23 protein-coding genes and 1 pseudogene are annotated in these 24,475 nt (G+C 72.0%); 11 read left to right on the plus strand and 13 right to left on the minus strand.

Annotated elements, in window-relative coordinates:
* Positions 1–158: 158 nt before the first annotated feature.
* From ACFC96_RS33405 to ACFC96_RS33440, 8 genes are read left to right on the plus strand one after another with little or no spacing between them, the layout of a single operon-like run.
* Positions 159–1,061 (plus strand): sulfotransferase, encoded by a 903-nt coding sequence (locus ACFC96_RS33405; RefSeq protein WP_376615682.1) that lies wholly within the window; start codon positions 159–161, stop codon positions 1,059–1,061.
* Positions 1,058–1,468, plus strand: a complete 411-nt coding sequence (locus tag ACFC96_RS33410) for a hypothetical protein (RefSeq protein ID WP_376615684.1) — start codon at positions 1,058–1,060, stop codon at positions 1,466–1,468. The genes ACFC96_RS33405 and ACFC96_RS33410 overlap by 4 nt, the downstream gene beginning before the upstream one ends.
* Entirely contained in the window at positions 1,465–2,685 is a 1,221-nt protein-coding gene (locus tag ACFC96_RS33415; protein ID WP_376615686.1) for a glycosyltransferase family 4 protein, read from the plus strand. Before ACFC96_RS33410 ends, ACFC96_RS33415 begins: the two co-directional genes overlap by 4 nt.
* Positions 2,682–3,242 (plus strand): adenylyl-sulfate kinase, encoded by a 561-nt coding sequence (gene cysC, locus ACFC96_RS33420; RefSeq protein WP_376615687.1) that lies wholly within the window; start codon positions 2,682–2,684, stop codon positions 3,240–3,242. Before ACFC96_RS33415 ends, cysC begins: the two co-directional genes overlap by 4 nt.
* Complete coding sequence (gene cysD / locus ACFC96_RS33425) at positions 3,239–4,141, plus strand: sulfate adenylyltransferase subunit CysD (RefSeq protein WP_376615689.1); 903 nt, start codon at positions 3,239–3,241, stop codon at positions 4,139–4,141. Before cysC ends, cysD begins: the two co-directional genes overlap by 4 nt.
* A gap of 2 nt (positions 4,142–4,143) precedes the next feature.
* Positions 4,144–5,406: a sulfate adenylyltransferase subunit 1 gene (locus tag ACFC96_RS33430; RefSeq protein ID WP_376615691.1), complete on the plus strand. Its 1,263-nt coding sequence runs from the start codon at positions 4,144–4,146 to the stop codon at positions 5,404–5,406.
* Complete coding sequence (locus ACFC96_RS33435; RefSeq protein WP_376615693.1) at positions 5,403–6,128, plus strand: ABC transporter ATP-binding protein; 726 nt, start codon at positions 5,403–5,405, stop codon at positions 6,126–6,128. Before ACFC96_RS33430 ends, ACFC96_RS33435 begins: the two co-directional genes overlap by 4 nt.
* Positions 6,128–6,790 carry an ABC transporter permease gene (locus ACFC96_RS33440; protein WP_376227285.1) on the plus strand — a complete coding sequence of 221 codons (663 nt, stop codon included), beginning with the start codon at positions 6,128–6,130 and terminating at the stop codon, positions 6,788–6,790. Before ACFC96_RS33435 ends, ACFC96_RS33440 begins: the two co-directional genes overlap by 1 nt.
* Here ACFC96_RS33440 and ACFC96_RS33445 read toward each other — a convergent pair.
* Positions 6,777–9,104, minus strand: coding sequence for a bifunctional salicylyl-CoA 5-hydroxylase/oxidoreductase (locus tag ACFC96_RS33445; protein WP_376615695.1), 2,328 nt, complete (start codon positions 9,102–9,104; stop codon positions 6,777–6,779). The two genes, ACFC96_RS33440 and ACFC96_RS33445, sit on opposite strands and share 14 nt — an antisense overlap.
* A gap of 2 nt (positions 9,105–9,106) precedes the next feature.
* Positions 9,107–9,934, minus strand: coding sequence for an enoyl-CoA hydratase family protein (locus ACFC96_RS33450; RefSeq protein ID WP_376250956.1), 828 nt, complete (start codon positions 9,932–9,934; stop codon positions 9,107–9,109).
* A gap of 225 nt (positions 9,935–10,159) precedes the next feature.
* On the opposite strand from ACFC96_RS33450, the gene ACFC96_RS33455 reads away from it, so the two are divergent.
* The gene (locus ACFC96_RS33455) at positions 10,160–10,684 is read left to right on the plus strand and encodes an ATP-binding protein (protein ID WP_376250954.1); all 525 of its coding nucleotides are present in this window, start codon (positions 10,160–10,162) and stop codon (positions 10,682–10,684) included.
* Between the two features lie 27 nt (positions 10,685–10,711).
* On the opposite strand, the gene argF is transcribed toward ACFC96_RS33455, so the two are convergent.
* From argF to ACFC96_RS33475, 4 genes are all read right to left on the minus strand, one after another.
* Positions 10,712–11,719, minus strand: a complete 1,008-nt coding sequence (gene argF / locus ACFC96_RS33460; protein ID WP_376250952.1) for an ornithine carbamoyltransferase — start codon at positions 11,717–11,719, stop codon at positions 10,712–10,714.
* A gap of 174 nt (positions 11,720–11,893) precedes the next feature.
* A complete protein-coding gene (locus tag ACFC96_RS33465; RefSeq protein WP_376250950.1) occupies positions 11,894–13,117 on the minus strand; it encodes an arginine deiminase in 1,224 nt (407 codons plus the stop codon).
* A gap of 75 nt (positions 13,118–13,192) precedes the next feature.
* Positions 13,193–15,757 carry a polynucleotide kinase-phosphatase gene (locus ACFC96_RS33470; protein ID WP_376615697.1) on the minus strand — a complete coding sequence of 855 codons (2,565 nt, stop codon included), beginning with the start codon at positions 15,755–15,757 and terminating at the stop codon, positions 13,193–13,195.
* Positions 15,754–17,238, minus strand: a complete 1,485-nt coding sequence (locus ACFC96_RS33475; RefSeq protein ID WP_376615699.1) for a 3' terminal RNA ribose 2'-O-methyltransferase Hen1 — start codon at positions 17,236–17,238, stop codon at positions 15,754–15,756. The genes ACFC96_RS33470 and ACFC96_RS33475 overlap by 4 nt, the downstream gene beginning before the upstream one ends.
* A 104-nt stretch (positions 17,239–17,342) precedes the next feature.
* Between ACFC96_RS33475 and ACFC96_RS33480 the strand changes: the two genes are divergently transcribed.
* Both ACFC96_RS33480 and ACFC96_RS33485 read left to right on the plus strand, forming a co-directional pair.
* Complete coding sequence (locus ACFC96_RS33480; protein ID WP_376250945.1) at positions 17,343–18,266, plus strand: LLM class F420-dependent oxidoreductase; 924 nt, start codon at positions 17,343–17,345, stop codon at positions 18,264–18,266.
* Between the two features lie 275 nt (positions 18,267–18,541).
* A complete protein-coding gene (locus ACFC96_RS33485; RefSeq protein ID WP_376615701.1) occupies positions 18,542–18,739 on the plus strand; it encodes a hypothetical protein in 198 nt (65 codons plus the stop codon).
* Positions 18,740–18,814: 75 nt separating this feature from the next.
* Here ACFC96_RS33485 and ACFC96_RS33490 read toward each other — a convergent pair whose 3' ends face one another.
* The 7 genes and pseudogenes from ACFC96_RS33490 to ACFC96_RS33520 all read right to left on the minus strand — a co-directional run bounded on the left by ACFC96_RS33490 (position 18,815) and on the right by ACFC96_RS33520 (position 24,348).
* Entirely contained in the window at positions 18,815–19,288 is a 474-nt protein-coding gene (locus ACFC96_RS33490) for a DUF6099 family protein (protein WP_116508799.1), read from the minus strand.
* A gap of 164 nt (positions 19,289–19,452) precedes the next feature.
* On the minus strand, positions 19,453–19,785 hold the full coding sequence (locus tag ACFC96_RS33495; RefSeq protein WP_227297874.1) for a nucleotide pyrophosphohydrolase: 333 nt from the start codon (positions 19,783–19,785) through the stop codon (positions 19,453–19,455).
* A complete protein-coding gene (locus ACFC96_RS33500; RefSeq protein WP_376615702.1) occupies positions 19,782–20,936 on the minus strand; it encodes an AAA family ATPase in 1,155 nt (384 codons plus the stop codon). Before ACFC96_RS33500 ends, ACFC96_RS33495 begins: the two co-directional genes overlap by 4 nt.
* A gap of 376 nt (positions 20,937–21,312) precedes the next feature.
* Positions 21,313–21,699 (minus strand): cell division protein SepF, encoded by a 387-nt coding sequence (locus ACFC96_RS33505; protein ID WP_340460405.1) that lies wholly within the window; start codon positions 21,697–21,699, stop codon positions 21,313–21,315.
* Between the two features lie 139 nt (positions 21,700–21,838).
* Positions 21,839–22,506, minus strand: a pseudogene (locus ACFC96_RS33510) (FtsX-like permease family protein); the annotation flags it as partial.
* A 132-nt stretch (positions 22,507–22,638) separates the two neighbouring features.
* On the minus strand, positions 22,639–23,034 hold the full coding sequence (locus tag ACFC96_RS33515; protein ID WP_376250942.1) for a molybdopterin-binding protein: 396 nt from the start codon (positions 23,032–23,034) through the stop codon (positions 22,639–22,641).
* Between the two features lie 102 nt (positions 23,035–23,136).
* Positions 23,137–24,348: an FAD-dependent monooxygenase gene (locus ACFC96_RS33520; RefSeq protein WP_376615704.1), complete on the minus strand. Its 1,212-nt coding sequence runs from the start codon at positions 24,346–24,348 to the stop codon at positions 23,137–23,139.
* Positions 24,349–24,475 lie beyond the last annotated feature (127 nt).

A 24,475-nucleotide genomic window follows, 5' to 3' on the forward strand; every position in this document is an offset into this window, starting at 1 on the left:
GGAGAGCCCTTGTAGCGGAGCTACCAGGGCTTTTCGGCAACGCCGCGAGCGGGCGTGCCAGACGCCGCCGGGCAGACGGGAATGTGACGACAGGCCCTAAGGGAACCCTCAGCCTCCTCAGCCCATCTTCTCAGAATGCGCGCCTAGCGTCGGGCCGCATGAGTCTGCTGCGCAATCTGAACCGGGCGCTGACCGCCACCACCGGCCTCCAGGTCCGGCGGGTCGCCACCGCCGTGCCGCCCGTCGCACCCAGGACCCCGTCCGCCCCGGCCGTCAAACGCCCGTCGCCCGCGTACCGATGTCCCGACGACCTCACCCTGGACCGGCTGCTGCGCCGGCCGGTCTTCCTCATCTCACCGGTGCGCTCGGGCTCCACCCTGCTGCGCATGCTCCTCAACTCCCACTCGCGCCTGCACTCCCCCCACGAACTGCACATCCGCCGCCTGGAGGTCGGCTACGGAACACGTCTGTCCGAGCGCGCCATGGACGCACTCGATCTGTCGCGCGGCGACCTCGAGCATCTGCTGTGGGACCGGGTCATGCATCGCGAACTGACCGCGTCCGGCAAGGACTTCATCGTGGAGAAGACGCCGGGAAACGCGTTCGCGTACCGCAGGATCAGGGACTGCTGGCCGGACGCCCGGTTCGTGTTCCTGCTGCGGCACCCGGCGGCGATCGCCCGCTCCTGGCACGAGGCGGACCCCGAGAAGCGCACCGCGCAAGAGGCGGCGGTGGACGCGCTGCGCTACATGCGGGCCGTCGACAACGCCCGCAAGGGCCTCACCGGCGGACACACCGTGCGCTACGAGGAACTCACCGCGAACCCGGAGGGCACGCTGCGCGGCCTGTGCTCCTTCCTCGGCGTCGACTTCGAGCCGTCGATGCTGGAGTACGGCGAGCGCGACGGGACCCGGGTGACGCCCCAGGTACAGAAGGGACTCGGCGACTGGCGGGACAAGATCCGCTCGGGCAGCGTGCAGGCGGACCGGCCCCTGCCGACCGGCGACGAGATCCCCGAAGTCCTCCGTCCCATGTGCGCGGCCTGGGGGTACACCGCATGAAGCCGCACGCCGAGATCGAGCAGGTGTGGCCGCGCGACGGACGCATCCGCGTGATCGGTCGACTGCACGGCACGCACGGGCCTGCCGCCTCGGGTCCTTGGCGGCTGCTGCTCGTCCGCCGGGGGCGCCCCGACCATCAACTGCGGTACGAGGCGCACATGGACGGCGACCGGTTCGAGTGCGAGCTGCCGGTCGGTGATCTGACGGCGTACGAGGCCGGGAGCGCCGACCGCTGGGACCTGCACCTCACCGACGGCCGGCTGCGGCTGCGAGCGGGGCGCAGGCTCGACGACATCCGCGGCAAGAAGTCGGTCATGGTCTACCCCTGGCAGCCGGTGAGCGGCGCCTTCGGGGTGCGGCCCTACTTCACCGTCGAGGACAACCTCTCCCTGGAGTGCCGCGCATGAGCCGGCGCCCGAAGGTCCGCTACCTCCTGCTGCACGCGTACGGGCGCGGCGGCACGATCCGCACGGTCATGAACCAGGCCAACTCCCTGGTGGCGGCGGGCTGGGACGTCGAGCTGGTCAGCACTGTCCGCCGCCGCGACGGGGTGCAGTTCCCGCTCGATCCGCGCGTGCGCGTCACCACCCTGGTCGACCTGCGCGAGAGCGCCCACGAGGAGCCGCCGGCCGGTCCGCTCGCCCGGCTGCGCGACTGCCGCAGGCGCCGCCGGCTGGGGCGGCCCGCACGGGAGATACCGCGCGGCGAGTTCGGCTACCGCTACTTCAACCGGCACGTCGAGGACACCGTGGCGGCCTATCTGCGCACGCTGACCGACGGCGTCCTGGTGACCACCCGGCCCGCGCTCAACTTCCTCGCCTCCGCGCACGCCACCGGCGGCGTCGTCCGGGTCGCCCAGGAGCACATGAACCACGGCACGCACCGGCCCGACGTGCGCGCCCGCATCCTTCAGGCATATCCCCGGTTCGACGCGGTGGCCGTCCTGACGGAGCGCGACCGGGGCGAGTACGCGCGGCTGCTGCCCGGCACGCGGGTCGTGCGGATCCCGAACGCTGTGCACTCACTCGACCAGACACCCTCCGACCATCAGTCGCACATCGTGGCCGCGGCGGGCCGACTCTTCCCGCAAAAGGGCTTCGACCTGCTGATTCCGGCCTGGGCCAAGCTCGTCGAGTCCCACCCCGACTGGCAGTTGAGGATCTACGGCAGTGGTGAGAAGAAGGCCGAACTGCGGGCACTCATCGAGGAGCACCACCTCTACAACCACGTCCTCCTGATGGGGCACACCGAGCGCCTCGACGACGAACTGGCCAAGGCGTCCGTCTACGTGCTCAGTTCGCGCTTCGAGGGGCTGCCGATGGTGATGATCGAGGCGATGAGCCATGCGCTCCCAGTCGTCGCCTTCGACTGTCCTACCGGTCCGGCCGACGTGCTCACGCACGGCGTCGACGGGCTGCTCGTGGCGCCCGAGGACCCGGACGCCCTGGCGGACGCGCTCACCCGTCTCATCGGCGACCGGGCACTGCGCGCCGATATGGGCGCGGCGGCGCTGCTGACCGCCGCCGCGTACGGCCCCGACGCCGTCCACCCGCGCTGGGAAGCGCTGTTCACGGAACTTCACGAGGTACGGCGCTCCGGCGCCGCGGAAGGACAACACGCATGACCACGGCACGGACCGCACCGCACGGGTGCGGCGCCACCATCTGGCTGACCGGGCTGCCCAGCTCCGGCAAGACCACCGTCGCCCGCGCCCTCGCGGGCCGGCTGCGCTCGGCGGGACACCGGGTGGAGGTGCTCGACGGTGACGAGATCCGTCGCTTCCTCTCGGCGGGCCTCGGCTTCGGCCGAGCGGACCGCGACGCGAACGTGCGGCGCATCGGCATGGTCGCCGAGGTCCTCGCCCGCAACGGCGTCCTCACCGTCGTCCCCGTCATCGCGCCGTACGCGGACAGCCGCGTCGCGGTCCGCGAACGGCACGGCGCGAGCGGCACTCCGTACCTGGAGGTGCATGTGGCGACGCCGGTCGAAGTGTGCTCCGTACGCGATGTGAAGGGCCTGTACGCGCGGCAGGCGGCCGGTGCGCTCAAGGGGCTCACGGGCGTCGACGACCCGTACGAGGCGCCGCTCGACCCGGATCTCGTCCTGGAGACGCAGCATCAGACACCGGAGGAGTCCACGGATTCGGTGCACGCGGTGCTCGTGGCGAGGGGGCTGGCGTGAGCGCGTTCGCCCTGTCGCACCTGGACGCCCTCGAATCCGAGGCCGTGCACATCTTCCGTGAGGTCGCGGGCGAGTTCGAGCGGCCGGTGATCCTCTTCTCCGGCGGCAAGGACTCCATCGTGATGCTGCACCTGGCGCTCAAGGCGTTCGCGCCGGCGCCGGTGCCGTTCACGCTGCTGCACGTCGACACCGGGCACAACTTCCCCGAGGTCCTCGACTACCGCGACCGCGTCGTGGCCCAGCACGGACTGCGGCTGCACGTCGCGTCCGTGCAGGAGTACATCGACCGCGGCGCCCTCAAGGAACGCCCCGACGGGACGCGCAACCCGCTGCAGACGGTGCCCCTGACGGAGAAGATCCAGGCGGAGCGCTTCGACGCCGTCTTCGGCGGCGGACGCCGCGACGAGGAGAAGGCCCGCGCCAAGGAGCGCGTGTTCTCCCTGCGCGACGAATTCTCCCAGTGGGACCCCCGCCGCCAGCGCCCCGAGCTGTGGCAGCTCTACAACGGCCGCCACGCCCCCGGCGAGCACGTACGCATCTTCCCGCTGTCCAACTGGACCGAGCTCGACGTGTGGCAGTACATCGCCCGCGAGGGCATCGAGCTGCCGCAGATCTACTTCGCGCACCACCGCGAGGTGTTCGGCCGCGGCGGCATGTGGCTGACCGCCGGCGACTGGGGCGGGCCGCGCGACGACGAGCCGGTGGAGAAGCGCCAGGTCCGGTACCGCACCGTCGGCGACATGTCCTGCACCGGCGCCGTCGACTCCGACGCCACCACCCTCGGCCAGGTCATTGCCGAGATCACCGCGTCGCGGCTCACCGAGCGGGGCGCGACCCGCGCCGACGACAAGCTCTCCGAGGCCGCGATGGAAGACCGCAAGCGCGAAGGGTACTTCTAGACATGACCACCGGCGTAGTGCTGGACACGACCAGCGCCACCACCCCCGACCCCGTCGACACCCTTCGGTTCGCCACCGCCGGGTCCGTCGACGACGGCAAGTCCACCCTCGTGGGCCGCCTGCTGCACGACTCCAAGTCGGTCCTGGCCGACCAGCTGGAGGCCGTCGCACGGGCCTCGTCCGGCGACTCCCCCGACCTGGCGCTGCTCACCGACGGCCTGCGCGCCGAGCGCGAGCAGGGCATCACCATCGACGTCGCCTACCGCTACTTCGCCACGCCCCGGCGCCGGTTCATCCTGGCCGACACCCCGGGCCATGTGCAGTACACCCGCAACATGGTCACCGGCGCGTCCACCGCCGACCTCGCCGTCGTCCTCGTCGACGCCCGCAACGGCGTCATCGAGCAGACCCGCCGGCACGCCGCCGTCGCCGCGCTCCTGCGCGTCCCGCACGTCGTGCTCGCGGTGAACAAGATGGACCTCGTCGACTACGGCGAGGCTCACTTCGCCTGCATTGTCGAGGAGTTCGCGGGCCACGCCGCCGAGCTGGGGCTGCCCGGTTTCACGGCGATCCCGGTGTCGGCCCTGCGCGGCGACAACGTCGTCACCCGCTCCCCCGCCATGGGCTGGTACGAGGGCCCCTCGCTCCTGGAGCACCTGGAGTCCGTCCCGGTGACGCAGGACGCGGCCTCCGCCCCGCCCCGTTTCCCGGTCCAGTACGTCATCCGGCACGGCCCGTCCCGTCACTACGCGGGCCAGTTGGTGTCCGGCACGCTGAGCGTGGGCGACCCCGTGGTCGTACACCCTTCGGGACGCACCTCCACGATCGCGGCGATCGACATCCTGGGCCGCGAGGCCGCAACGGCGCACGCGGGGACCTCGCTCACCCTGCGGCTGACCGACCAGCTCGACGTCGCGCGCGGTGATCTGGTCACGAGCGGGGCGCTGCCGCCTGCGGTCACCCGAGACGTACAGGGTGCCGTCTGTCATCTCGCCGACCGGCCGCTGGCCGTGGGCCGGCGGGTGCTCGTGCGGCACACGACGCGGACCGTGCGGGCCGTGGTGCGGGACCTGACCGTGCGGGACCGGGCGGGGGCGGACTCACTTGCCGCCAACGACCTGGGCCGGATCACGCTGCGCACCGCCGAACCGCTCGCGCTCGACGACTATGCGGACGTGCGCCGCACCGGGGCGTTCCTGCTGATCGACCCGGAGGACGGCGCGACCCTGACGGCGGGGATGGCCGACCTGTCGGGACACTCATGACGTTTGCCGTCTCACTGTCCGGGGCCGGCCTGGCCGTCGACGGGCACAGCATTCTGCGGGACGTCGAACTGCACCTCGCGCCAGGCGAGTTCGTGTGTGTCGTCGGTGGTTCCGGATGCGGGAAGTCGTCGCTCCTGAATGTGGTGTCCGGCCTGGACGCGCCCACCGCGGGCCGTGTCCGGGTGCCGGGCGGACGGCCCGCCCTGATGTTCCAGGAACACGCCCTGTTCCCGTGGCTGACGGCGGGCGGGAACATCGAGTTCGCGCTCGGACTGCGCGGGGTTCCCAGGCCCGAGCGGCGAGCCGAGGCCGAGGAACTGCTACGGCTCGTGCGCCTCCCGGACGCGTACGGCCGCCGTGTCCACGAGATGTCCGGCGGCATGAGACAACGGGTCGCTCTCGCCCGGGCGCTGGCCCAGGGCAGTGACGTACTCCTGATGGACGAGCCGTTCGCCGCGCTCGACGCCATCACCCGGGATGTGCTCCACGAGGAGCTGACCCGGGTCTGGGGCGAGCGCAAACTGACCGTCCTGTTCGTCACGCACAACGTGCGCGAAGCGGTGCGGCTCGGGCAGCGCGTCGTTCTGATGGCCGGGAGCCCGGGCCGGATCGTCCGCGCCTGGGATGTCGGCATCCCCTACCCGCGCCCCGCCGACGACGCCGAGGTGTCGGCTCTCGCCGGCGAGATCACACGGCGGCTGCGCGAGGAGATAGGTGAGTGATGAGTTTCTGGAACACGCTCGGCGGGCTCTGGTCGGACGGCACCCTGCTGCCCGCGATCGGCCACAGCCTACTGCGCTGCCTGTACGGGTTCGGGGCGTCGGTCGCCTTGGGAGTGCCGCTCGGGGTGCTGCTCACACTCCGGACACCCCTGCGTCGCGTGGTGCGGCCGGCGCTCTCGGCCGTGCAGTCGCTGCCCGCCGCGGCGCTCGTGCCGGTCGCCGTCGTCGCGCTCGGCGAGAGCGAGTGGGCGGTGTACGCGGTGGTGCTGCTCGGCGCGGTGCCGTCGATCGCGCTGGGTGTGGCGAGCGCGCTCGACCAAGTGCCGCCGCTGCTCACACGCGCGGGGTGGTCGCTCGGCTCGGGCGTTCTGCACGGGATCCTCAAGGTGCGGGTGCCGGCCGCGATGCCGGGGCTCGTGGCGGCGGCCCGGCAGGGCTGGACGTTCGGATGGCGGGCCCTGATGACGGCCGAGCTGATCACGAGCGTGCCGCTGCCCGGCGTCGGCCGCATTTTGGACGAGGGCAGGAGGCACGACGACCTCGCCCTCGTCCTGGCCGCCGTGGCGGTCGTCCTCACCATCGGAGTGGCGGTCGAGTGGCTGCTGTTCGCGCCCGTCGAGCGGCGCGTCCTCGCGGCCCGCGGGCTGCTCAACTCAGCGTGAGACGTGGTTTCGGGGCGTCCAGCCGTCCGGTCTGGGGCGGTCGGCTGCCCGCCTCGTAGGGCTTCGGCCAGGCGACACCGGGACCCGCGTAGCCCTGTTCGGCCGCCGCGTGCAGGGTCCAGTGCGGGTCGTAGAGGTGGGGGCGGGCCAGGGCGCACAGGTCGGTGCGCCCGGCCAGGATCAGCGAGTTGACGTCGTCCCAGGAGGAGATCGCGCCGACCGAGATCACCGGGATGCCGGTCTCGTTGCGGATCCGGTCCGCGAACGGCGCCTGGTAGGAGCGCCCGTACGCGGGTTTCTCGTCGGCGACGACCTGTCCCGTCGACACGTCGATCGCGTCGGCGCCGTGCGCGGCGAACGCGCGGGCGATCTCCACGGCGTCGGTCGCGTCCGTGCCGCCGTCCGCCCAGTCGGTGGCGGAGATCCGGACGGTCATGGGCCGGTCGCCGGGCCACACGTCGCGTACGGCGTCGAAGACTTCGAGGGGGAAGCGCAGCCGGTTCGTGAGCGATCCGCCGTACGCGTCCGTCCGTCGGTTGGTCAGCGGCGAGAGGAAGCCGGACAGCAGATAGCCGTGGGCACAGTGCAGTTCGAGGAGGTCGAATCCGGCGTCGGCGGCGCGCCGGGCGGCGGACGTGAACTGCTCGCGCACATCGGCGAGTTCGCCGGCCGTCAGCTCGTGCGGAGTCTGGCTGCCGGGCCTGTACGGCAGGGGGGACGCGGCGACCAGCGGCCAGTTCCCGTCGGGGAGCGGTTCGTCGATGCCTTCCCACATCAGCTTCGTGGAGCCCTTGCGTCCGGAGTGCCCGAGCTGGACGCCGATCGCCGTGCCGGGGGCCTGGGTGTGCGCGAACTCGGTGACGCGGCGCCAGGCCGTGGCCTGTTCCGGCGTGTAGAGACCGGCGCAGCCCGGGGTGATGCGGCCCTCGGGGCTGACGCACACCATCTCGGTCATGACGAGTCCGGCGCCGCCCAGGGCCCGCGCGCCGAGGTGGACGAGGTGGAAGTCGCCGGGGACGCCGTCCTGGGCCGAGTACATGTCCATGGGTGAGACGACGACGCGGTTGCGCAGGGTCAGATCGCGCAGGCGCAGCGGCGTGAACATGGGGGGTGTGCGGGGCGGGCAGCCGAAGTCGCGTTCGACGGCCTCGGTGAAGTGGGGGTCGCGCAGGCGCAGGTTGTCGTGCGTGACACGGCGGCTGCGAGTGAGGAGGTTGAACGCGAACTGGCGGGCGGGCTGGTCGAGATAGAGGCCGAGGTTCTCGAACCACTCCAGGCTGGCGCGGGCCGCGCGCTGGGTGGAGGCGACGACGGGCCGCCGCTCCGCCTCGTACGCGGCGAGCGCCTCTGCCGTGGTGGGCTGCTCCTGGAGGCAGGCGGCGAGCGCGAGGGCGTCCTCGACGGCGAGCTTGGTGCCGGAGCCGATGGAGAAGTGCGCGGTGTGCGCGCTGTCGCCGACGAGGACGATGTTCCCGTACGACCACTGCTCGTTGACGACCGTGCGGAAGGCGGTCCAGGCGGAGTTGTTCGACCTGAGGCCACGGCCGCCCAGGGCGTCGGCGAAGATCTTGGCGCAGCGTTCGACGGACTCGCGCACGTCGAGCTCGTCGAACCCGGCCGCCCGCCAGACCTCCTCGCGCATCTCGACGATGACGGTGCTGGCGCCGGCCGGGAGGTGCGGCCCGGAGGGTCCCGCTGAGGGGCGGTCGTCGGGAGACGGGCGGGCGTACGGGTATCCGTGCAGCTGCATGACGCCGTGCTCGGTCTCGGCGGTCTCGAAGCGGAACGCGTCGAAGGCGAAGTCGGCGGCGAGCCAGATGTAGCGGCAGCGGTGCTCCTCGACGCGCGGCCGGAACGCGTCGGCGTGGGCCTCGCGGGTCGCGCTGTGCACTCCGTCGGCGGCCACGACCAGGTCGTGGTCGTGGGCGAGGTCCGCCGCCGGTGGCGCCTCGGAGCGGAAGCGGAGGTTCACACCGAGCTCCCGGCAGCGCTCGTGGAGGATTTCGAGGAGCCTGCGGCGGCCGAGCGCGGCGAAGCCGTGGCCTCCCGAGGTGTGGCGGGTGCCGCGGTGCACGACGTCGATGTCGTCCCAGCGCACGAACTCCGCCTGGAGCGCGGCGTGGACGACGGGGTCGGCGTGCTCGATGCCGCCGAGCGTCTCGTCGGAGAGGACGACGCCGAAGCCGAAGGTGTCGTCGGGGGCGTTGCGCTCCCAGACCGTGATGTCGCGGCGCGGGTCGAGCCGCTTGAGCAGGGCGGCGGCGTACAGGCCGCCGGGTCCGCCGCCGATGACCGCCACGCGCAGGGGTCCCATGGTCACCGCCCCTGCCACTTGGGCGCGCGTTTCTCCGTGAAGGCCGCGTGGAACTCGGCGTAGTCCTCGCCGTTCATGAGGAGGGCCTGGGTCGCTGCGTCCATTTCGACGGCGGCGGCCAGCGGCATGTCGAGTTCAGCGGTGAGCAGCGCCTTGGTCTGGGCGTACGCGAGGGCGGGCCCCTCGGCGAGCCGGCGGGCCAGGGCCTGCGCGGCCTCGTCGACCTGGCCTTCGTCGGTCATCTCACTGATCAGGCCGATGCGCTCGGCCTCGGGTGCGCGCACCGGCTCGCCCAGCATGAGCAGGCGCGTCGCGTGGCCGAGGCCGACGACACGGGGCAGCAGATACGCGGCGCCCATGTCACCGCCGGACAGGCCGACACGGGTGAACAGGAACGCGAAGCGGGCGCTCGGGTCGGCGACGCGGAAGTCGGCGGCGAGCGCGAGGACGGCGCCGGCGCCCGCGGCGACGCCGTGCACGGCGGCGATCACCGGGAAGGGGCACTCGCGCACGGCCCGTACGACCTGGCCGGTCATCCGGTTGAAGTCGAGGAGCTGGGCGGTGTCCATGGCGAGGGTGGCGCCGATGATCTCGTCCACGTCACCGCCGGAGCAGAATCCGCGGCCCTCTCCGGCCAGGACGAGGGCGCGTACGGAGCGCTCGCGGGACAGTTCGGCGAGCAGGTCGCGCAGGTCGGCATAGGCGCCGAAGGTGAGCGCGTTGAGCTTGTCGGGGCGGGCCAGGGTGACGGTGGCGACCCCGTCGTCGACGGCGTACCTCAGATGCCGCCAGTCGTCGGTGCGGGGCGCGGAGCCGGTGAAGGGACTCATGGCGGTGCGGCCTCCTCGGGCGGGGGCGGCGGACGGTTCGGCGCGCCTGCCTCGGCACGTCGCTCCATGAAGTTATCACCGCTTCGTGACTTCCGTCACGACTACGCGATACGCGATCCTGGGGGCAGGCTTTCGGCCCAGGTGGGGGACGCGTACGAGACAAGTGACGGACGTCCCGGAGAAAGAGCGCCGGGAGGCCCTGTCCAGCGACGCATTACCCTTCGTATGGTTGAAAGCAGGACAGCCCCTCAGCTGTCAGCCCCTGTCACCCCCTGTCAGGACACCTGCACCCTGAACGGACCCGCCGTGCCCACACCGCCCGCCCCCACCTCCTGGCGTATCGCGCTCCCGCACACCGCGGCCGCGGTGCCGGTCGCGCGTGCCCTGGTGCGCACGGCCCTGGCCGAGATCGAGTCACCCTCCCTCGACAGCGACACGGCGGAGCTGCTCACGGCCGAGCTGGTGGCGAACGCCGTCGAGCACACGGCGGGGGCGGGCCCCATCGAGCTGGTGGTGGAGCTGCTGGCGTCGGGCTGTCAGGTCGAGGTGCACGACGGGGACCCGGCGCCGCCCGGCGATCTGACCCTGCCCGGTCCGGCCGACGAGCCGGACCCGTGGCAGGAGCACGGGCGCGGGCTGCTGCTCATCCGCACCCTGAGCTCGTCCTGCGGACATCGCCCCACCGCGTCCGGCAAGGCGGTCTGGTTCACCCTTCCCGCGGTGCCGGCGCAGCGCAGGAGCCCGGAGTAGTACGCGCCTCCCCCGCCGGGGCGGGCGTCAGGCCAGCGTGGCGACCATGATCGCCTTGATGGTGTGCAGCCGGTTCTCGGCCTCGTCGAACACGACCGAGTGCGCCGACTCGAAGACCTCGTCCGTGACCTCCAGCGAGTCCAGGCCGTACGTCTCGTGGATCTCGCGCCCGACCTTGGTGCCCAGGTCGTGGAAGGCGGGCAGGCAGTGCAGGAACTTGACGTCCGCGTTCCCCGTGGCACGCAGGACGTCCATCGTCACGGCGTACGGCGCCAGAGCGGCTATGCGCTCGGCCCACACCTCCTTGGGCTCCCCCATCGAGACCCAGACGTCGGTGACCACGAAGTCGGCCCCGACGACACCCTCGGGGATGTCCTCGGTGAGCGTGATGCGGGCGCCGCTCGTCTCGGCGAGCTTGCGGGCCTGCGCGACGATCTCGTCGGCCGGCCAGTACTCGCGCGGCGCCACGATGCGGACGTCCATGCCGAGCAGGGCGCCGGTGACCAGGTACGAGTTGCCCATGTTGAAGCGGGCGTCACCGAGGTAGGCGAAGGCGATCCGGTCCAGCGGCTTGCTGCAGTGCTCGACCATCGTGAGCACGTCGGCCAGCATCTGCGTGGGGTGCCAGTCGTCGGTCAGGCCGTTGTAGACGGGCACGCCCGCGTACGCGGCGAGCTCCTCGACGCCGGACTGGCTGTCGCCGCGGTACTCGATGGCATCGAACATCCGGCCGAGGACGCGCGCGGTGTCCCGCACGGACTCCTTGTGGCCGATCTGCGAGCCGGACGGGTCCAGGTAGGTCGTGGAAGCGCCCTGGTCGGCCGCGGCGACCTCGAAGGCGCAGCGCGTACGGGTGGAGGTCTTCTCGAAGATCAGCGCGATGTTCCGGCCCGCGAGGTGCCGCGTCTCCGTCCCCGCCTTCTTGGCCGCCTTCAGCTCGGCGGCGAGGTCGATCAGGCCGCGGAACTCCTCGGCGGTGAAGTCCACCTCCTTGAGGAAGTGGCGGCCGGTGAGGTCGGGACGGACTGTCGCCATGGGGCGCTCCTGGGGTACGCGTTGAAGGGCTGGGGCATCAGAGACGCTGGAAGTCTATACGATGCTCCACATTTCTATACAGTGCCAGACATCGGAAGCCACGGCTCCATCTGTTGCGCGGACCGTTCCGCCGACCACCACGCTCCGCGGACCACCGCTCTCTACAGGGTCCCTCTATACGGAGTCCCTCTCGACCGGGCAGCTCATGCAGCGCGGGCCACCCCTCCCCCGCCCCAGCTCACTTCCCAGGATCTCTATGACCTCGATGCCCTGCTTGCGCAGATAGGTGTTCGTCGTCGCGTTGCGCTCGTAGGCGACGACCACGCCCGGCTCCACGGCCAGCACGTTGCACCCGTCGTCCCACTGCTCCCGCTCGGCCGCGTGCACGTCCTGCGTGGCGGTCAGCACCCGGATCTCACTGAGGCCGAGCGCGGCCGCGATGGCCCGGTGCATGTGCTCCGGCGGGTGGTCGGTGACCTTCAACTCCCGCTCCCCCACGCCCGGTTCGATGGTGTACGAGCGCAGCATGCCGAGCCCCGCATACTGCGTGAACGTGTCGCCGTCGACCATCGTCATCACGGTGTCCAGGTGCATGAACGCCCGCCGCTTCGGCATGTCGAGGGCCACGATCGTCTGCGCGGAACCCGCTGCGAACAGCTTGTGCGCCAGCATCTCGACGGCCTGCGGGGTCGTGCGCTCACTCATCCCGATGAGGACGGCCCCCTGCCCGATCACCAGGACGTCGCCGCCCTCGATCGTGGACGGATAGTCGGCCTGCCCCTCCGACCACAGATGGAATCCCGCGTCCCGGAACAGCGGATGGTGCCGGTAGATCGCCTCGAAGTGGACGGTCTCGCGCTGCCGGGCGGGCCAGCGCATCGCGTTGATGGAGACGCCGTCGTAGATCCACGCCGAGGTGTCGCGGGTGAACAGGTGGTTGGGCAGCGGGCCGAGCAGGAAGTCGTCGAGGTCCATCGCGTGGAAGCGCACCGACGTCGGCTCGGGGTGCCGGTCGAGGAACTCCCGCTTGGTCATGCCGCCGACCAGCGCCTCGGCCAGGTCCGTGGCCGGCATCGTGTCGAAGGCGGCCCTGAGGTGGTCGGTGGCGAGCGGCCCGTACTCCTTCTCGTCGAAGACCCGGTCGAGGACGAGGGACCTGGCGTCCCCGATGGCGAGCGCCTCGGTGAGCAGGTCTCCGAAGAGGTGCACCGTCACGCCGCGGTCGCGCAGGACGTCGGCGAACCCGTCGTGCTCCTGCCGCGCGCGGCGCACCCACAGCACGTCGTCGAAGAGCAACGCGTCCTTGTTGCTCGGTGTGAGCCGCTTGAGCTCCAGATCGGGGCGGTGCAGGATGACGCGGCGCAGGCGCCCGGCCTCGGAGTCGACGTGGAATCCCATGGATCCATCTTTCCCCGGCCGGACAGCCCGCGCCCGTGCAATCAGGGAGCTGGGTGGCGGCTCACACCGGTGCCCTCACAGCCTCGGGTCGACCGGCTCCGACTCGAGTGCGAGGACCGCGAACACCGCCTCGTGGACCCGCCACAGCGGCTCCCCGTCCGCGAGGCGGTCCAGCGCTTCGAGACCGAGCGCGTACTCGCGGATCGCGAGCGAGCGCTTGTGTCCGAGGGAACGGCCGCGCAGGCGTTCCAGGTGGTCGGGGCGCGTGTACTCGGGACCGTAGATGATCCGCAGGTACTCGCGGCCACGGCACTTGATGCCGGGCTGGACGAGCCGGCCCCTGCCGTCACGGGTCAGCGCCTCGACCGGCTTGACGACCATGCCCTCGCCGCCGCGCCCGGTCATCTCCAGCCACCAGTCGACACCGGCGCTCACGGACGCCTCGTCCCCGGTGTCCACGAAGAGCCGCCGGGTGGTCTGCAGGAGCCCCGAACCGTCGTTCTCGACCATCCGGTCGATGAGGGCGAGCTGCTCGTCGTGCGGCAGCGCGGCCAGCGACCTGCCCTGCACGGCCAGGATCTGGAACGGCGCGAGCCGCACCCCGTCGAGCCCGTCCGTCGTCCAGCAGTAGCGCCGGTAGGCGTCCGTGAACGCGGCCGCGTCGGCGGCCCGTTCACGCTGCCTGCCGAGCAGCTCGCCCACGTCGACACCGCGCGCCGCCGCCGCTTCCAGACCGGCGACGGCGTCCGGGAACACGGCACCGGACGCGGCGCCCACGGCCGCGTACTGCGAGCGCAGCAGGCCCGACGCCTTGAGCGACCAGGGCATCAGCTCCGTGTCGAGCAGCAGCCAGTCCGTGTCGAGCTCGTCCCACAGCCCCGCCTCCGTGACGGCGGCGCGCACCCGGCCGAGGATCTCCTCGGTGACCTGCTCGTCGGCGAAGAAGGGCCGTCCGGTACGGGTGTAGAGCGCGCCCGTGGGCCCCTGAGGGACGCCGAAGCGCTCGCGCGCCACACCCGCGTCCCGGCACACCAGGGCCACGGCCCGCGAGCCCATGTGCTTCTCCTCGCACACGACGCGCCCGACTCCGTCGGCGGCGTACTGGGCGAAGGCCTCGGCGGGGTGCTCCAGGAAGTGTTCAGCGGCGGCTCCGCCACGCGCTCCCGCGCCGGCGGTCGCCGTGGGCGCCATGGTCGGCGGCAGGTACGGGACCAGGCGCGGGTCGACGGCGAAGCGGCTCATGACTTCGAGGGCCGCCGCCGCGTTCTCCTCGCGCACGGCGACACGGCCGGCGTGCCGCGTCTCGACGGACCGTCGTCCGTGCACGTCGGCGAGGTCGAGCGGCCGCCCGTCCTGCCCGCCGGGCGCCTCGGTCCGCAGCGGCCTCGACGGCGCGTACCAGACCTTCTCGGCGGGTACGTCGACCAGTTCGCGCTCCGGCCAGCGCAGCGCGGTCAGCTTGCCGCCGAACACGGCGCCGGTGTCGAGGCAGATGGTGTTGTTGAGCCAGGTGGCCTGCGGGACCGGTGTGTGGCCGTAGACGACGGCCGCACTGCCGCGGTACTCCTCGGCCCACGGGTAGCGCACCGGCAGGCCGAACTCGTCGGTCTCGCCGGTCGTGTCCCCGTACAGCGCGTGCGAGCGCACCCGCCCGGACGTGCGCCCGTGGTACTTCTCGGGCAGGCCCGCGTGGCACACCACGAGCTTGCCCCCGTCGAGGACGTAGTGGCTGACGAGGCCGTCGACGAACGCGGCGACCTCCTGGGTGAACTCCTCGCTCTCGCCCGCGAACTGCTCGACGGTCTCGGCGAGACCGTGGGTGTGCTGGACCTGTCTGCCCTTGAGGTAACGGCCGAACTTGTTCTCGTGGTTCCCGGGCACGCACAGCGCGTGCCCCGACGAGACCATCCCCATGACGCGCCGCAGGACGCTCGGGGAGTCGGGCCCCCGGTCGACGAGGTCGCCGACGAAGACCGCAGTACGGCCTTCGGGGTGCACACCGTCGACGTAGCCGAGCCGGGTGAGCAGCGTCTCCAGCTCCGCGGCGCAGCCGTGGATGTCGCCGATGATGTCGAAGGGACCCGTGAGGTGCGTGAGGTCGTTGTAGCGCTTCTCGCGTACGACCTCGGCGCTGTCGGCCTCCTCGGCGCCGCGCAGGATGTGCACCTTGCGGAAGCCCTCGCGCTCCAAGTGGCGCAGGGAACGGCGCAGTTCGCGGGTGTGCCGGGAGATGACACGGCGCGCCATGCCGGCTCGGTCGGCGCGCTGCGCGTTGCGCGCGGCGCAGACCTCCTCGGGGATGTCGAGGACGATGGCGATGGGCAGCACGTCGTACTGCCGGGCCAGGTCGACCAGCTGCTTGCGGCTCTCCTGCTGGACGTTGGTCGCGTCGACGACGGTGAGCCGCCCGGCCGCGAGGCGCTTGCCCGCGATGTAGTGGAGCACGTCGAAGGCGTCGCGGCTGGCGCTCTGGTCGTTCTCGTCGTCGGCGACGAGGCCTCGGCAGAAGTCGCTGGAGATGATCTCGGTGGGCTTGAAGTGCCGCCGCGCGAATGTCGACTTGCCGGACCCCGAGGCGCCGACGAGGACGACGAGGGACAGGTCGGTGACGGGGAGCGTACGAGCGTGGGTGGTGGTCATGCGGCCTTCGCCTCCTTCGGGCTCGGGTCGGCCGGGGTCTGTTCGGTGAGGGTGAAGACGGCCATCTGCGTGGGCGGTCCGACCTCCGGGTCGTCGGGCCCCACGGGCTCGAACTCCACGCCGTAGCCGTGTCGTTCGGCGACCGCGCGCGACCAGGCGCGGAACTCCTCACGGGTCCACTCGAAGCGGTGGTCGCCGTGCCGGACGCGTCCGGCGGGCAGGGTCTCCCAGCGGACGTTGTACTCGACGTTCGGCGTCGTCACGAGAATTGTCCTCGGCCGCGCGGAGCCGAAGACCGCGTACTCCAGTGCGGGCAGCCGCGGCAGGTCGAGATGCTCGATGACCTCGCTGAGTACCGCCGCGTCGTACCCCTTGAGCCGCTTGTCGGTGTACGCGAGCGAGCCCTGGAGGAGGGTGACGCGGGAGGCCTGGCGCTCTCCCATCCGGTCGATCGCGAGACGACGGGCGGCGATCGTCAGGGCCCGCATCGACACGTCGACTCCGACGACCTCGGTGAACCGGGTGTCCTTGAGCAGCTCGCGCACCAACTGGCCCTGTCCGCAGCCCAGGTCGAGCACGCGCCCGGCCCCGGCGGCCCTGAGCGCGGCGGTGATCGCGTCGCGCCGCTGAACGGCCAGCGGTACGGGCCGCTCCTCGGTGTCCGTCGCCTCGTCGACCGCGTTGTCGATGTCCTCGACGTCGGCGTCGTCCGCGTCGGCGAGCCGCACCAGCTCCAGGCGCTCCATGGCGCTGCGGGTGAGCGCCCGGCGCCGCGAGAGGTAGCGGCTGGTGATCAGCGTCTGCTCGGGGTGGGTGGGCAGCCATCCCTCACCCGCCCGGAGCAGCTTGTCGACCTCGTCGGCCGAGACCCAGTAGTGCTTGGCGTCGTCGAGCACGGGCAGCAGCACATACAGATGCCGCAGCGCCTCGGCCAGACGCAGCTCGCCCTCCAGGACGAGACGCACATAGCGCGAGTCGCCCCACTCGGGGAACTGCTCGTCGAGCGCCACCGGGTCGGCCGTCACCGTGGCCCAGCCGAGCGGCTCGAAGAGCCGGCGCACCAGCGCCGCCCCGCCGCGCGCGGGTACCGCGGGCACCTCGACACGCAGCGGCATCGGCTGCTCGGCCCGCTCGGGCATGGCCTTGCACTGTCCGCGCAGGGCGCTGGAGAACACATGGCCGATCGCCACCGCGAGCAGCGACGAGGCGGCGTACGGCCGGTCGTTCACGTACTGCGCGAGCGCCGCGTCGGGGGCGCCGCCACGGCCCTTGCCCTTGCCGCGGCGCACGAGCGCGACCGGATCCACCTCCAGGAGCAGCGCCGCGGTGCAGCGCTCCGCCGACGCCTCCGGGTAGAAGACATGCGCGGTTCCGTGCGAGGTGGAGAACGCCTGCGCGTTGCCGGGATGCTTGTGGAGCAGAAATCCGAGGTCGGTCGCGGGGCGTTCAGGGGTGCCGGTCGTGCTGATCGTCAGGAACACGCGTCCGAGTATGGTCCGCCAGTACCGCCCCCGACCACGCATTTCTCCCCGGGGACGCTGCGGTTCTAAAAGGTCACCAGAAGTGACCGGTGCATGATGGCTGAATGGATCTTCGAGTATTCACAGAACCGCAGCAAGGCGCCACCTACGAGACGCTGCTCCGCGTGGCGAAGGCCGCTGAAGACCTCAATTATGGAGCGTTCTTCCGCTCCGACCATTACCTGCACATGGGCTCCGCCGACGGGCTCCCCGGCCCCACCGATGCCTGGATCACGCTGGCCGGTCTCGCCCGCGAGACCAAGCGGATCCGCCTGGGCACACTGATGACCGCCGGCACCTTCCGCCTCCCGGGCGTCCTCGCGATCCAGGTCGCGCAGGTCGACCAGATGTCGGGCGGACGCGTGGAATTGGGCCTCGGCTCCGGCTGGTACGGGGCCGAGCACGAGGCTTACGGCATCCCCTTCCCGAAGGAGAAGTTCGGCCGCCTCGAGGAGCAACTCGCCATCGTCACGGGCCTGTGGAACACGCCCGTCGGCGACCGCTTCAACTTCAACGGGACGTACTACCAGCTGAAGGACTCCCCCGCGCTGCCCAAGCCGGCGCAGAACAAGGTGCCGGTCCTGATCGGCGGGCACGGGGCCAAGCGGACCCCGGCGCTCGCCGCGCAGTACGCCGACGAGTTCAACATCCCGTTCGCGTCGCTCACCGACACCGAGCAGCAGTTCAAGCGGGTCCGTGCGGTGGCGGAGGAGCACGGCCGGAGCGCCGGCAGCCTCGTCTACTCCAACGCCCTGGTCGCGTGCGTCGGCAAGACCGACGCCGACGTCAGGCGCCGCGCGGCCACCATCGGCCGCGATGTGGACGAGCTGAAGGCGAACGGGCTCGCCGGCTCGCCCGCCGAGGTCGTACAGCGGATCGCCGCTTATCAGGCCGTCGGCTCGCAGCGCATGTACCTCCAGATGCTCGACCTGGACGACCTGGACCACTTGGAGCTGATCGCCACCGAGGTGATGCCCCAGCTCTCCTAGGCTCCTTGCTTCCTGAGCCGCCGAACGGCTTCATGGCTTCACGGCCGACCATCGGCTCCGCTGGTCCCACCGCTCCGGCCGCGCCCCTGTCGGGTGAATGTCCGTCAACCCGCCACGTGGCCGGGGCGCGCACCAGTGACCCGTCACGCGAGTGATCGTTGGCTCGGGCGGAGCCGGACCTCCCGGCACCCGTACCGGCGGCGGCTGCCGCTGCCGGGCGACGCTTGCGTCACCTGCTCTCCCCCGCGGGGAGGGTGAGGGCCGAGGAGGCCGTCATGTCCCAGGAAGCCGTGTCAGAGCAGGTCGTGCACGAACCGGCCGTGCCGGATCAGAAGGGCGCACCCAAGGGTCTGCTCCAGCAGATGGAAGAGCTGATGGCCGCCCTCAACGCGGATCTGTCGCAACTCGACGCCGACCTTCAGCAGTCCCCCGGACCCGGCGCCCCGTCCGCCCACAAGGGCCACCGCCCCTGACCCCGCCGGGGGCGCGTCGCACCGATGCCGGTGCGCCCCCGAAGCCCGCCGCTACAGCCGCAGCAACTGGTGGCCCTACGCCGCCGAGTCCGGCTCCGACATGGTGTCGCGGCGCAGCCCGAGCCGACGGATTATCTCGAGGACCCTGTCCCGTGATTCGTCGGCGGCGTCGATGGCGTCCATGCAGTGCCAGTACGCTCCCTCCTCCTCGGCTTCGCTGGCTATGCCCACCAGGGCGATCCCCACCTCGCCGAGCAGCGCGGCCAGACCGATCAGGGCCTTGTGCGCCTCCGGAAGTTCCGTGAGCTGCGCCGCCCGTATCCCGCCCGACCCGATGACCGGGATCGCCGAACCCGAGCAGCCTCTGCCGCCCGCCTCGCTCAGCCCGAGCGCCTCGCCCCTCAGCTCCGGCGGGCCCTCTCTCGCCAGCCTGTTCCCCATGGCCTGCGCGAGGGCCTGGGCCTGCCATGCCTCCCGCGTGATGGCCGGCGCGTCCTGGCTCTCCGCCAGGGCCCGTCGGCTCGCCCTGATGAGTCGCACCGCGTCCATGCGCAGCCCCCGTCCCGAACTCCCTTGTCCACTACCCAGAGTGAGGGCCAGAGAGACGAAAAGCCAGAGGACGACCGAAATCTGTGGACACGGAATCCAATGTTGATAATTTCGTGACTCCATAGAGTGACAAGAGCGGTCGTGGGGCGCTTCCGCAGCCGGTCTCAGCCCTCCCCAGGCACCGGAAACCGGTCCTCGTTGCGGTCGATCTTCGCCGACAGGGCCGCCAGCGCGTCGATCCCGAGCACCTCGCACAGTTGCAGCAGATACGCGAGGACGTCCGCGACCTCGTCGCGCACCCGGTGCGCCGTGTCCGGGTCCGTCATCACGCCGGCCGACTCCTCCGGGGTCAACCACTGGAAGATCTCGACCAGTTCGGACGCCTCCACGCTCAGCGCGGCCACCAGGTTCTTCGGCGTGTGGTACTGCTCCCAGTTCCTGGCCGCCGCGAATCGGGCCAGCCGGCGCTGCAGCCCCGCCACATCAAGTTCTGTCACGGTCCCAGGTCTACCACCGCGGCGCCGTGCTCCCGTGCCGCCCACGTCCCGTCGCCGACCGCCCCCGCGAGCCGGATGTGCCCGCGCCCGCACATCCGCACCGCGAGCGCCGTCAGCTCCCGAAGCTGCCGCGGGTCGAGGCTGCGGTCGAGGCCGTCGGCGAGGACGGTGAGCGTCTGGTACGCCTCGGGGACCTCCGCCGCGGGGTCGACCGCCAGCACCCGGGGGCCGGTGAGCAGGACCAGGGCGAGCGCCAGGTACCTCAACTCTCCGTCCCCCAGCCGGTCGACGGGGGTGCGCAGCCCGTCGCCCCGGTCGAGCACGGCCCGCACCGTGCCGTTGCCGAGGTCCTCCGACAGGACGTCGACGACGGGTCCCGCGCAGCCGGCGCGGGCCGCGGCGACGAGCAGCGCGTGCCGGGTGCCGCACTCGGAGCGTGTGCGCCACAGGACGGCGGCGAGGTTGTCGCAGCCGCTCAGCAGGCGGTCGGCGGCGGCCGGGGCGGGGCGGCGCATGCGGTCGGGCCGGGGGTCGCAGGAGAAGACGGAGCGCAGGGCGACCACGACCTGTTCGGCGGCGGCGATGACGAGCCGCTGGCCTTCCGTCCTGCCCGCGACGCGCAGCGGCAGGAGCGCCGTGCCGAGCAGGTCGTCCGGCAGGGGCGCGCGGGTCACGGGGGTTGCCCCCGCCGTGTGCCAGGCGGCCTGGACGACGCGGCGTCCGGGGTCGCGCAGGGCTGTCTCCAGGAGAGTGCGCCCGTCGTGGGTCAACCGCTCGCCGACGATGCGCAGTTCGGGCTCCGCCTGGATCGCGAGGTCGAGGCGGACCGGGCCGACGGGCCCGGTGACGGTGCAGCCCAGGCGGAAGCCGCGGCGTCCTTGCGCGTCGGGGCGGGACCGGTCCGGCACGCAGGCCGACGGGTCGGGGAACACCTCGTCGAGGGCCGCGCCGCCGCCGAGCCGGGCCAGACCCTCGTAGGCCTTCAGGGCGCAGGACTTGCCGCTGCCGCTCGGCCCGGCGAAGAGGGTCAGCGGGCCGAGAGGGAAGCCGGCGCCTCGGTGCGCGGCGAAGGCGGAGAGCCGCAGTTCGGTGAGGCTCGGCCGGTCCTGGGGGGCCGAGGGTGCGCCGCCGCCCCGCGCGAGCAAGGTCATGTCCCGGACGGTAGGCGGCGCTCCGCCCGGAGAACCGTTATTCCGGGTGGATCTTCCTACGATCGAGGGACCGCAGGGCCTGGGCCGGGTGACCAGGCCCTCCCGTTCGGTGCCGGGCTCGCGGGCCCCGGTCCGGCCCGAGGCGATCCGGCCGAAGGGCCCTAGGGCCTGTCGTCACATTCCCGTCGTCCGCCCGAGGGGCGGGCCCGGCGGCGTCCGGTGCGTGCGATCGCAAGGCGCCGGAGAGCCCTTGTAGCGGAGCTACCAGGGCTTTTCGGCAACGCCGCATGGGGGTCCCCCTTGCTCGAGCAAAGCCGAGAGCCAGGGGGAGTGCGTGCCAGACGCCGCCGGGCAGACGGGAATGTGACGACAGGCCCTAGGCCCGGGGTACGGCCCCCGCCACGAAGTCCTGCACCTCGGTGCCGGGAGGGGCGAGCAGGAAGACGTTGCGGTCCACGCGGTGCATGCCGCAGCCGAGGCCGAGGACCACGCCGCTGCTGAAGTCCAGGACGCGCTTCGCGACTTCGGACTCGGCGCCGCTCAGGTCGAGCAGCACGGGGATGCCCGTCATCACGGTCTCGGCGACCTCGCGGGCGTCCGCGAACACGTTGACCCGCAGCACGACGAACCGTCGCCGCGCCTCGGTCTCCGCTTCGGGAACGGCCCTGTGATCGACCGCCGACGGCCATGCGTTACGGCCGCGCAGAGGTACGACCTGGGCGAGCCCTTCCCACTGTTCGTCAGTGACGTCGTGGCTGTTCACTGCCCCCACCCCGTCCGGGCTCGTACTGTTGTCTGCACCCGCCATTCTTACGCCAAGTCACCCGTTCAGCCCAACAGCGACACGGTCCGCATCCGCCGTGGTGGCGGGCGCGGACCGTGCCGGGCGGGCGGATCCGGTGTCAGGAGGCGATCGCGACGGCGTCCACGGCCTCGACGCGCAGGGCCCTGCGGGCCGTTCCCAGGCTGGTCACGAACGTCGCCGTGGCCGCCGACGCCACGACCGAGAGCCAGATCCCGAGGCCCTGGCCGGGCAGGGTCGAGTCGGTGCGGACGGTGGTGAAGGGCAGGATGCCCGCGAGGCCCGCGACCGTGCCGAAGAACACACCCGTCACCGTGAGTACGAGGCTCTCGACCGTGACCGTCCCGAGGACCTGGCCCGGCGTGGCCCCGGCGAGGCGCTGCTGCCCGAACTCACGGACTCGGTAGGAGGTCGCCGCGTACAGCGTGTTGACGAGCATCACGCAGGCGAAGACGACGATGATGCCGACGACCACAAAGTGAGGGTCTCCAGATTCCTGTCCTCGACGGACCTGTCGAGACCGGACGCCTCGATCGCGTCGTTCTCCACGGCCTGCACGTAAAGGGTGGCCGTGGCCATGCCGGTGAAGAGGACGAGCGGCATCAGGACGCCGGAGAGCTGCTCGGCGCGCCGTCGCATGTTCCGTGCCGTCAGACAGCCGCTCGCGCCGGTGAGTGCGGTGAGCAGGGGTTCGGCGCGGCCTGGCAGGACGCGCAGCAGGGCCGGGGACAGGAGGGCGAAGCCCACGGAGAGCAGGATCGCGCCGTAGTCGTCGTCACGGCGGCGTCTGCGCCATGTCCACGACGTCAGGGACGGCGGCTCTCCGGCACATGGGGCGTACGGCCCGGACCTCGGGTGTCGCTACGTACACCCCCCGCATCCGGGCGCCCGTGGACCGGGTCAGGTGAGGTCGATGTGGACGTTGGTCGACTTCACGCGGGCGACGGCCCGCATGCCCACTTCCAGGCCGAGCTCCTCGACGGCCTCGCGGGTCAGGAGCGAGACGAGCCGGTGCGGGCCCGCCTGGATCTCGACCTGGGCCGCCACGTCGCCGAGCTGCACGCCGGTGACGATGCCGGGGAAGGCGTTGCGCGCGGAGGTGTACGAGGCGTCCTCTCCGTCGGGTCCCGACTGGCCGACCTCGACGGAGAAGGCGGCCAGGTCCTGGCCGCGGATCAGACGGCGGCCGCCCTCGTCGCGGTGGGTGGCGACGCGGCCCGCGTCGGCCCAGCGGCGTGCCGTGTCGGGGCTGACGCCGAGCAGACGCGCCGCCTGCCCGATGGTGTAGGACTGCATGCGCCGAACAGTAGACGGAGGCCGACGCCCCGTCACCTTGCCCTGTCACCTCGCGAAAAGGCGCGCCTTCGACGTCACACCCGCTCAGGGCGAGCGCGGACGTCACACCCCCGAAGGCACCACGCTGCGTCCCGTCTCATGGGCGTACAGCGTCGTCCGGTCGCGCAGGGCGGCGTGCACCGCCATCTGTGCGTCGCGGCGGCGCTGGGCCGGGCCGTCGGGCAGATGCAGCACCCCGGCGTTGCCGCGGGAGCCGCGCTGGATCTCGGCCGTGCGCGGGATGCGCAGGGACTCGTAACGGGCGAGGCGGGTGCCGGTGGGCTCGTCGGTCGGGGCGGCGAGGCAGGCCGCCAGGTCCATCGCGTCCTCGACGGCCTGGTTGGCGCCCTGTGCCATGAACGGCAGCATCGGGTGCGCCGCGTCGCCGAGGAGCGTGATGTGGCGGCTCGACCACTGCCGCAGCGGCGGCCGGTCGTGGAGCGCCCACTGGTGGGTCACCTCGACGGCCTCGACGATGTCGGAGACGAGGCCCGTCCAGGAGCCGAACGCGCGGCGCAGCTCCTCCGGGTCGCCGGGCGCCGACCACGACTCGGGCGGCGCGTCCGTCATGGGGACGGTCGCGGCGAAGCTGAGGAGGCGGCCGCCGGACACCGGATAGCAGACGAAGTGCCCGCCGGGACCGAGCCAGAGCCGCACGAGCGCGGCGCGCGCCTCGTCGGGAAGCCGGTCGACGGGGACCAGTCCCCGGTAGATGCCGAGCCCCGCGAAGACCGGCTCGTCGCTCAGGAACGTCTCGCGGACGGTGGAGTGGATGCCGTCGGCGCCGACGACGACCTCCGCGTCGCGGACGGTGCCGTCCTCGAAGGTGAGCCGGGCGCCGCCGTCACCCGCCTCGGCCGCGCCGCGCAGGCGTTGGCCGAGCCGGAGGCTGTCCCGGTCGACCAGCGACAGCAGCGCCTCGTGCAGATGCGCGCGGTGGATCGCGTAGTACGGCGCCCCGAACATCCGCTCGCAGTCCTCGCCGAGCGGTGTGCGGGCGATGGGGCGGCCGGTCCAGCCGCGTACCTCCATCGCCTCGATGCGCACGGCGTGCTCGCGCAGCGCCGGGCCGAGGCCGAGGCGCAGCAGCGGCCTGATCGCGTTCGGCGAGAGCTGGACGCCCGCCCCCACCTCCGCGAGGCGCCGGGTCTGTTCGAAGACCACGTACGGCATGTCGTGCGCGGCCAGCGCGCCGGCCAGTGCCAGGCCTCCGATGCCCGCGCCGACCACAGTGATCCGCGGCCGTTCCCCTTCGCCCACTTCCCCGAACCGCACGTCTGGGACCGCCTTCCGCGTCGCTGTCTACCGGCCAGGTGCGCGGCGGTGCGAGGAGCCCGTCGTGCCGGGGTCCCGCCCTTCGCCGCTCCCAGAGCATCGGCGGCTCCCGGCCCGCGCGGCAACG

The organism is Streptomyces sp. NPDC055955, assembly GCF_042270245.1.
Classification (GTDB): Bacteria; Actinomycetota; Actinomycetes; order Streptomycetales; family Streptomycetaceae; genus Streptomyces.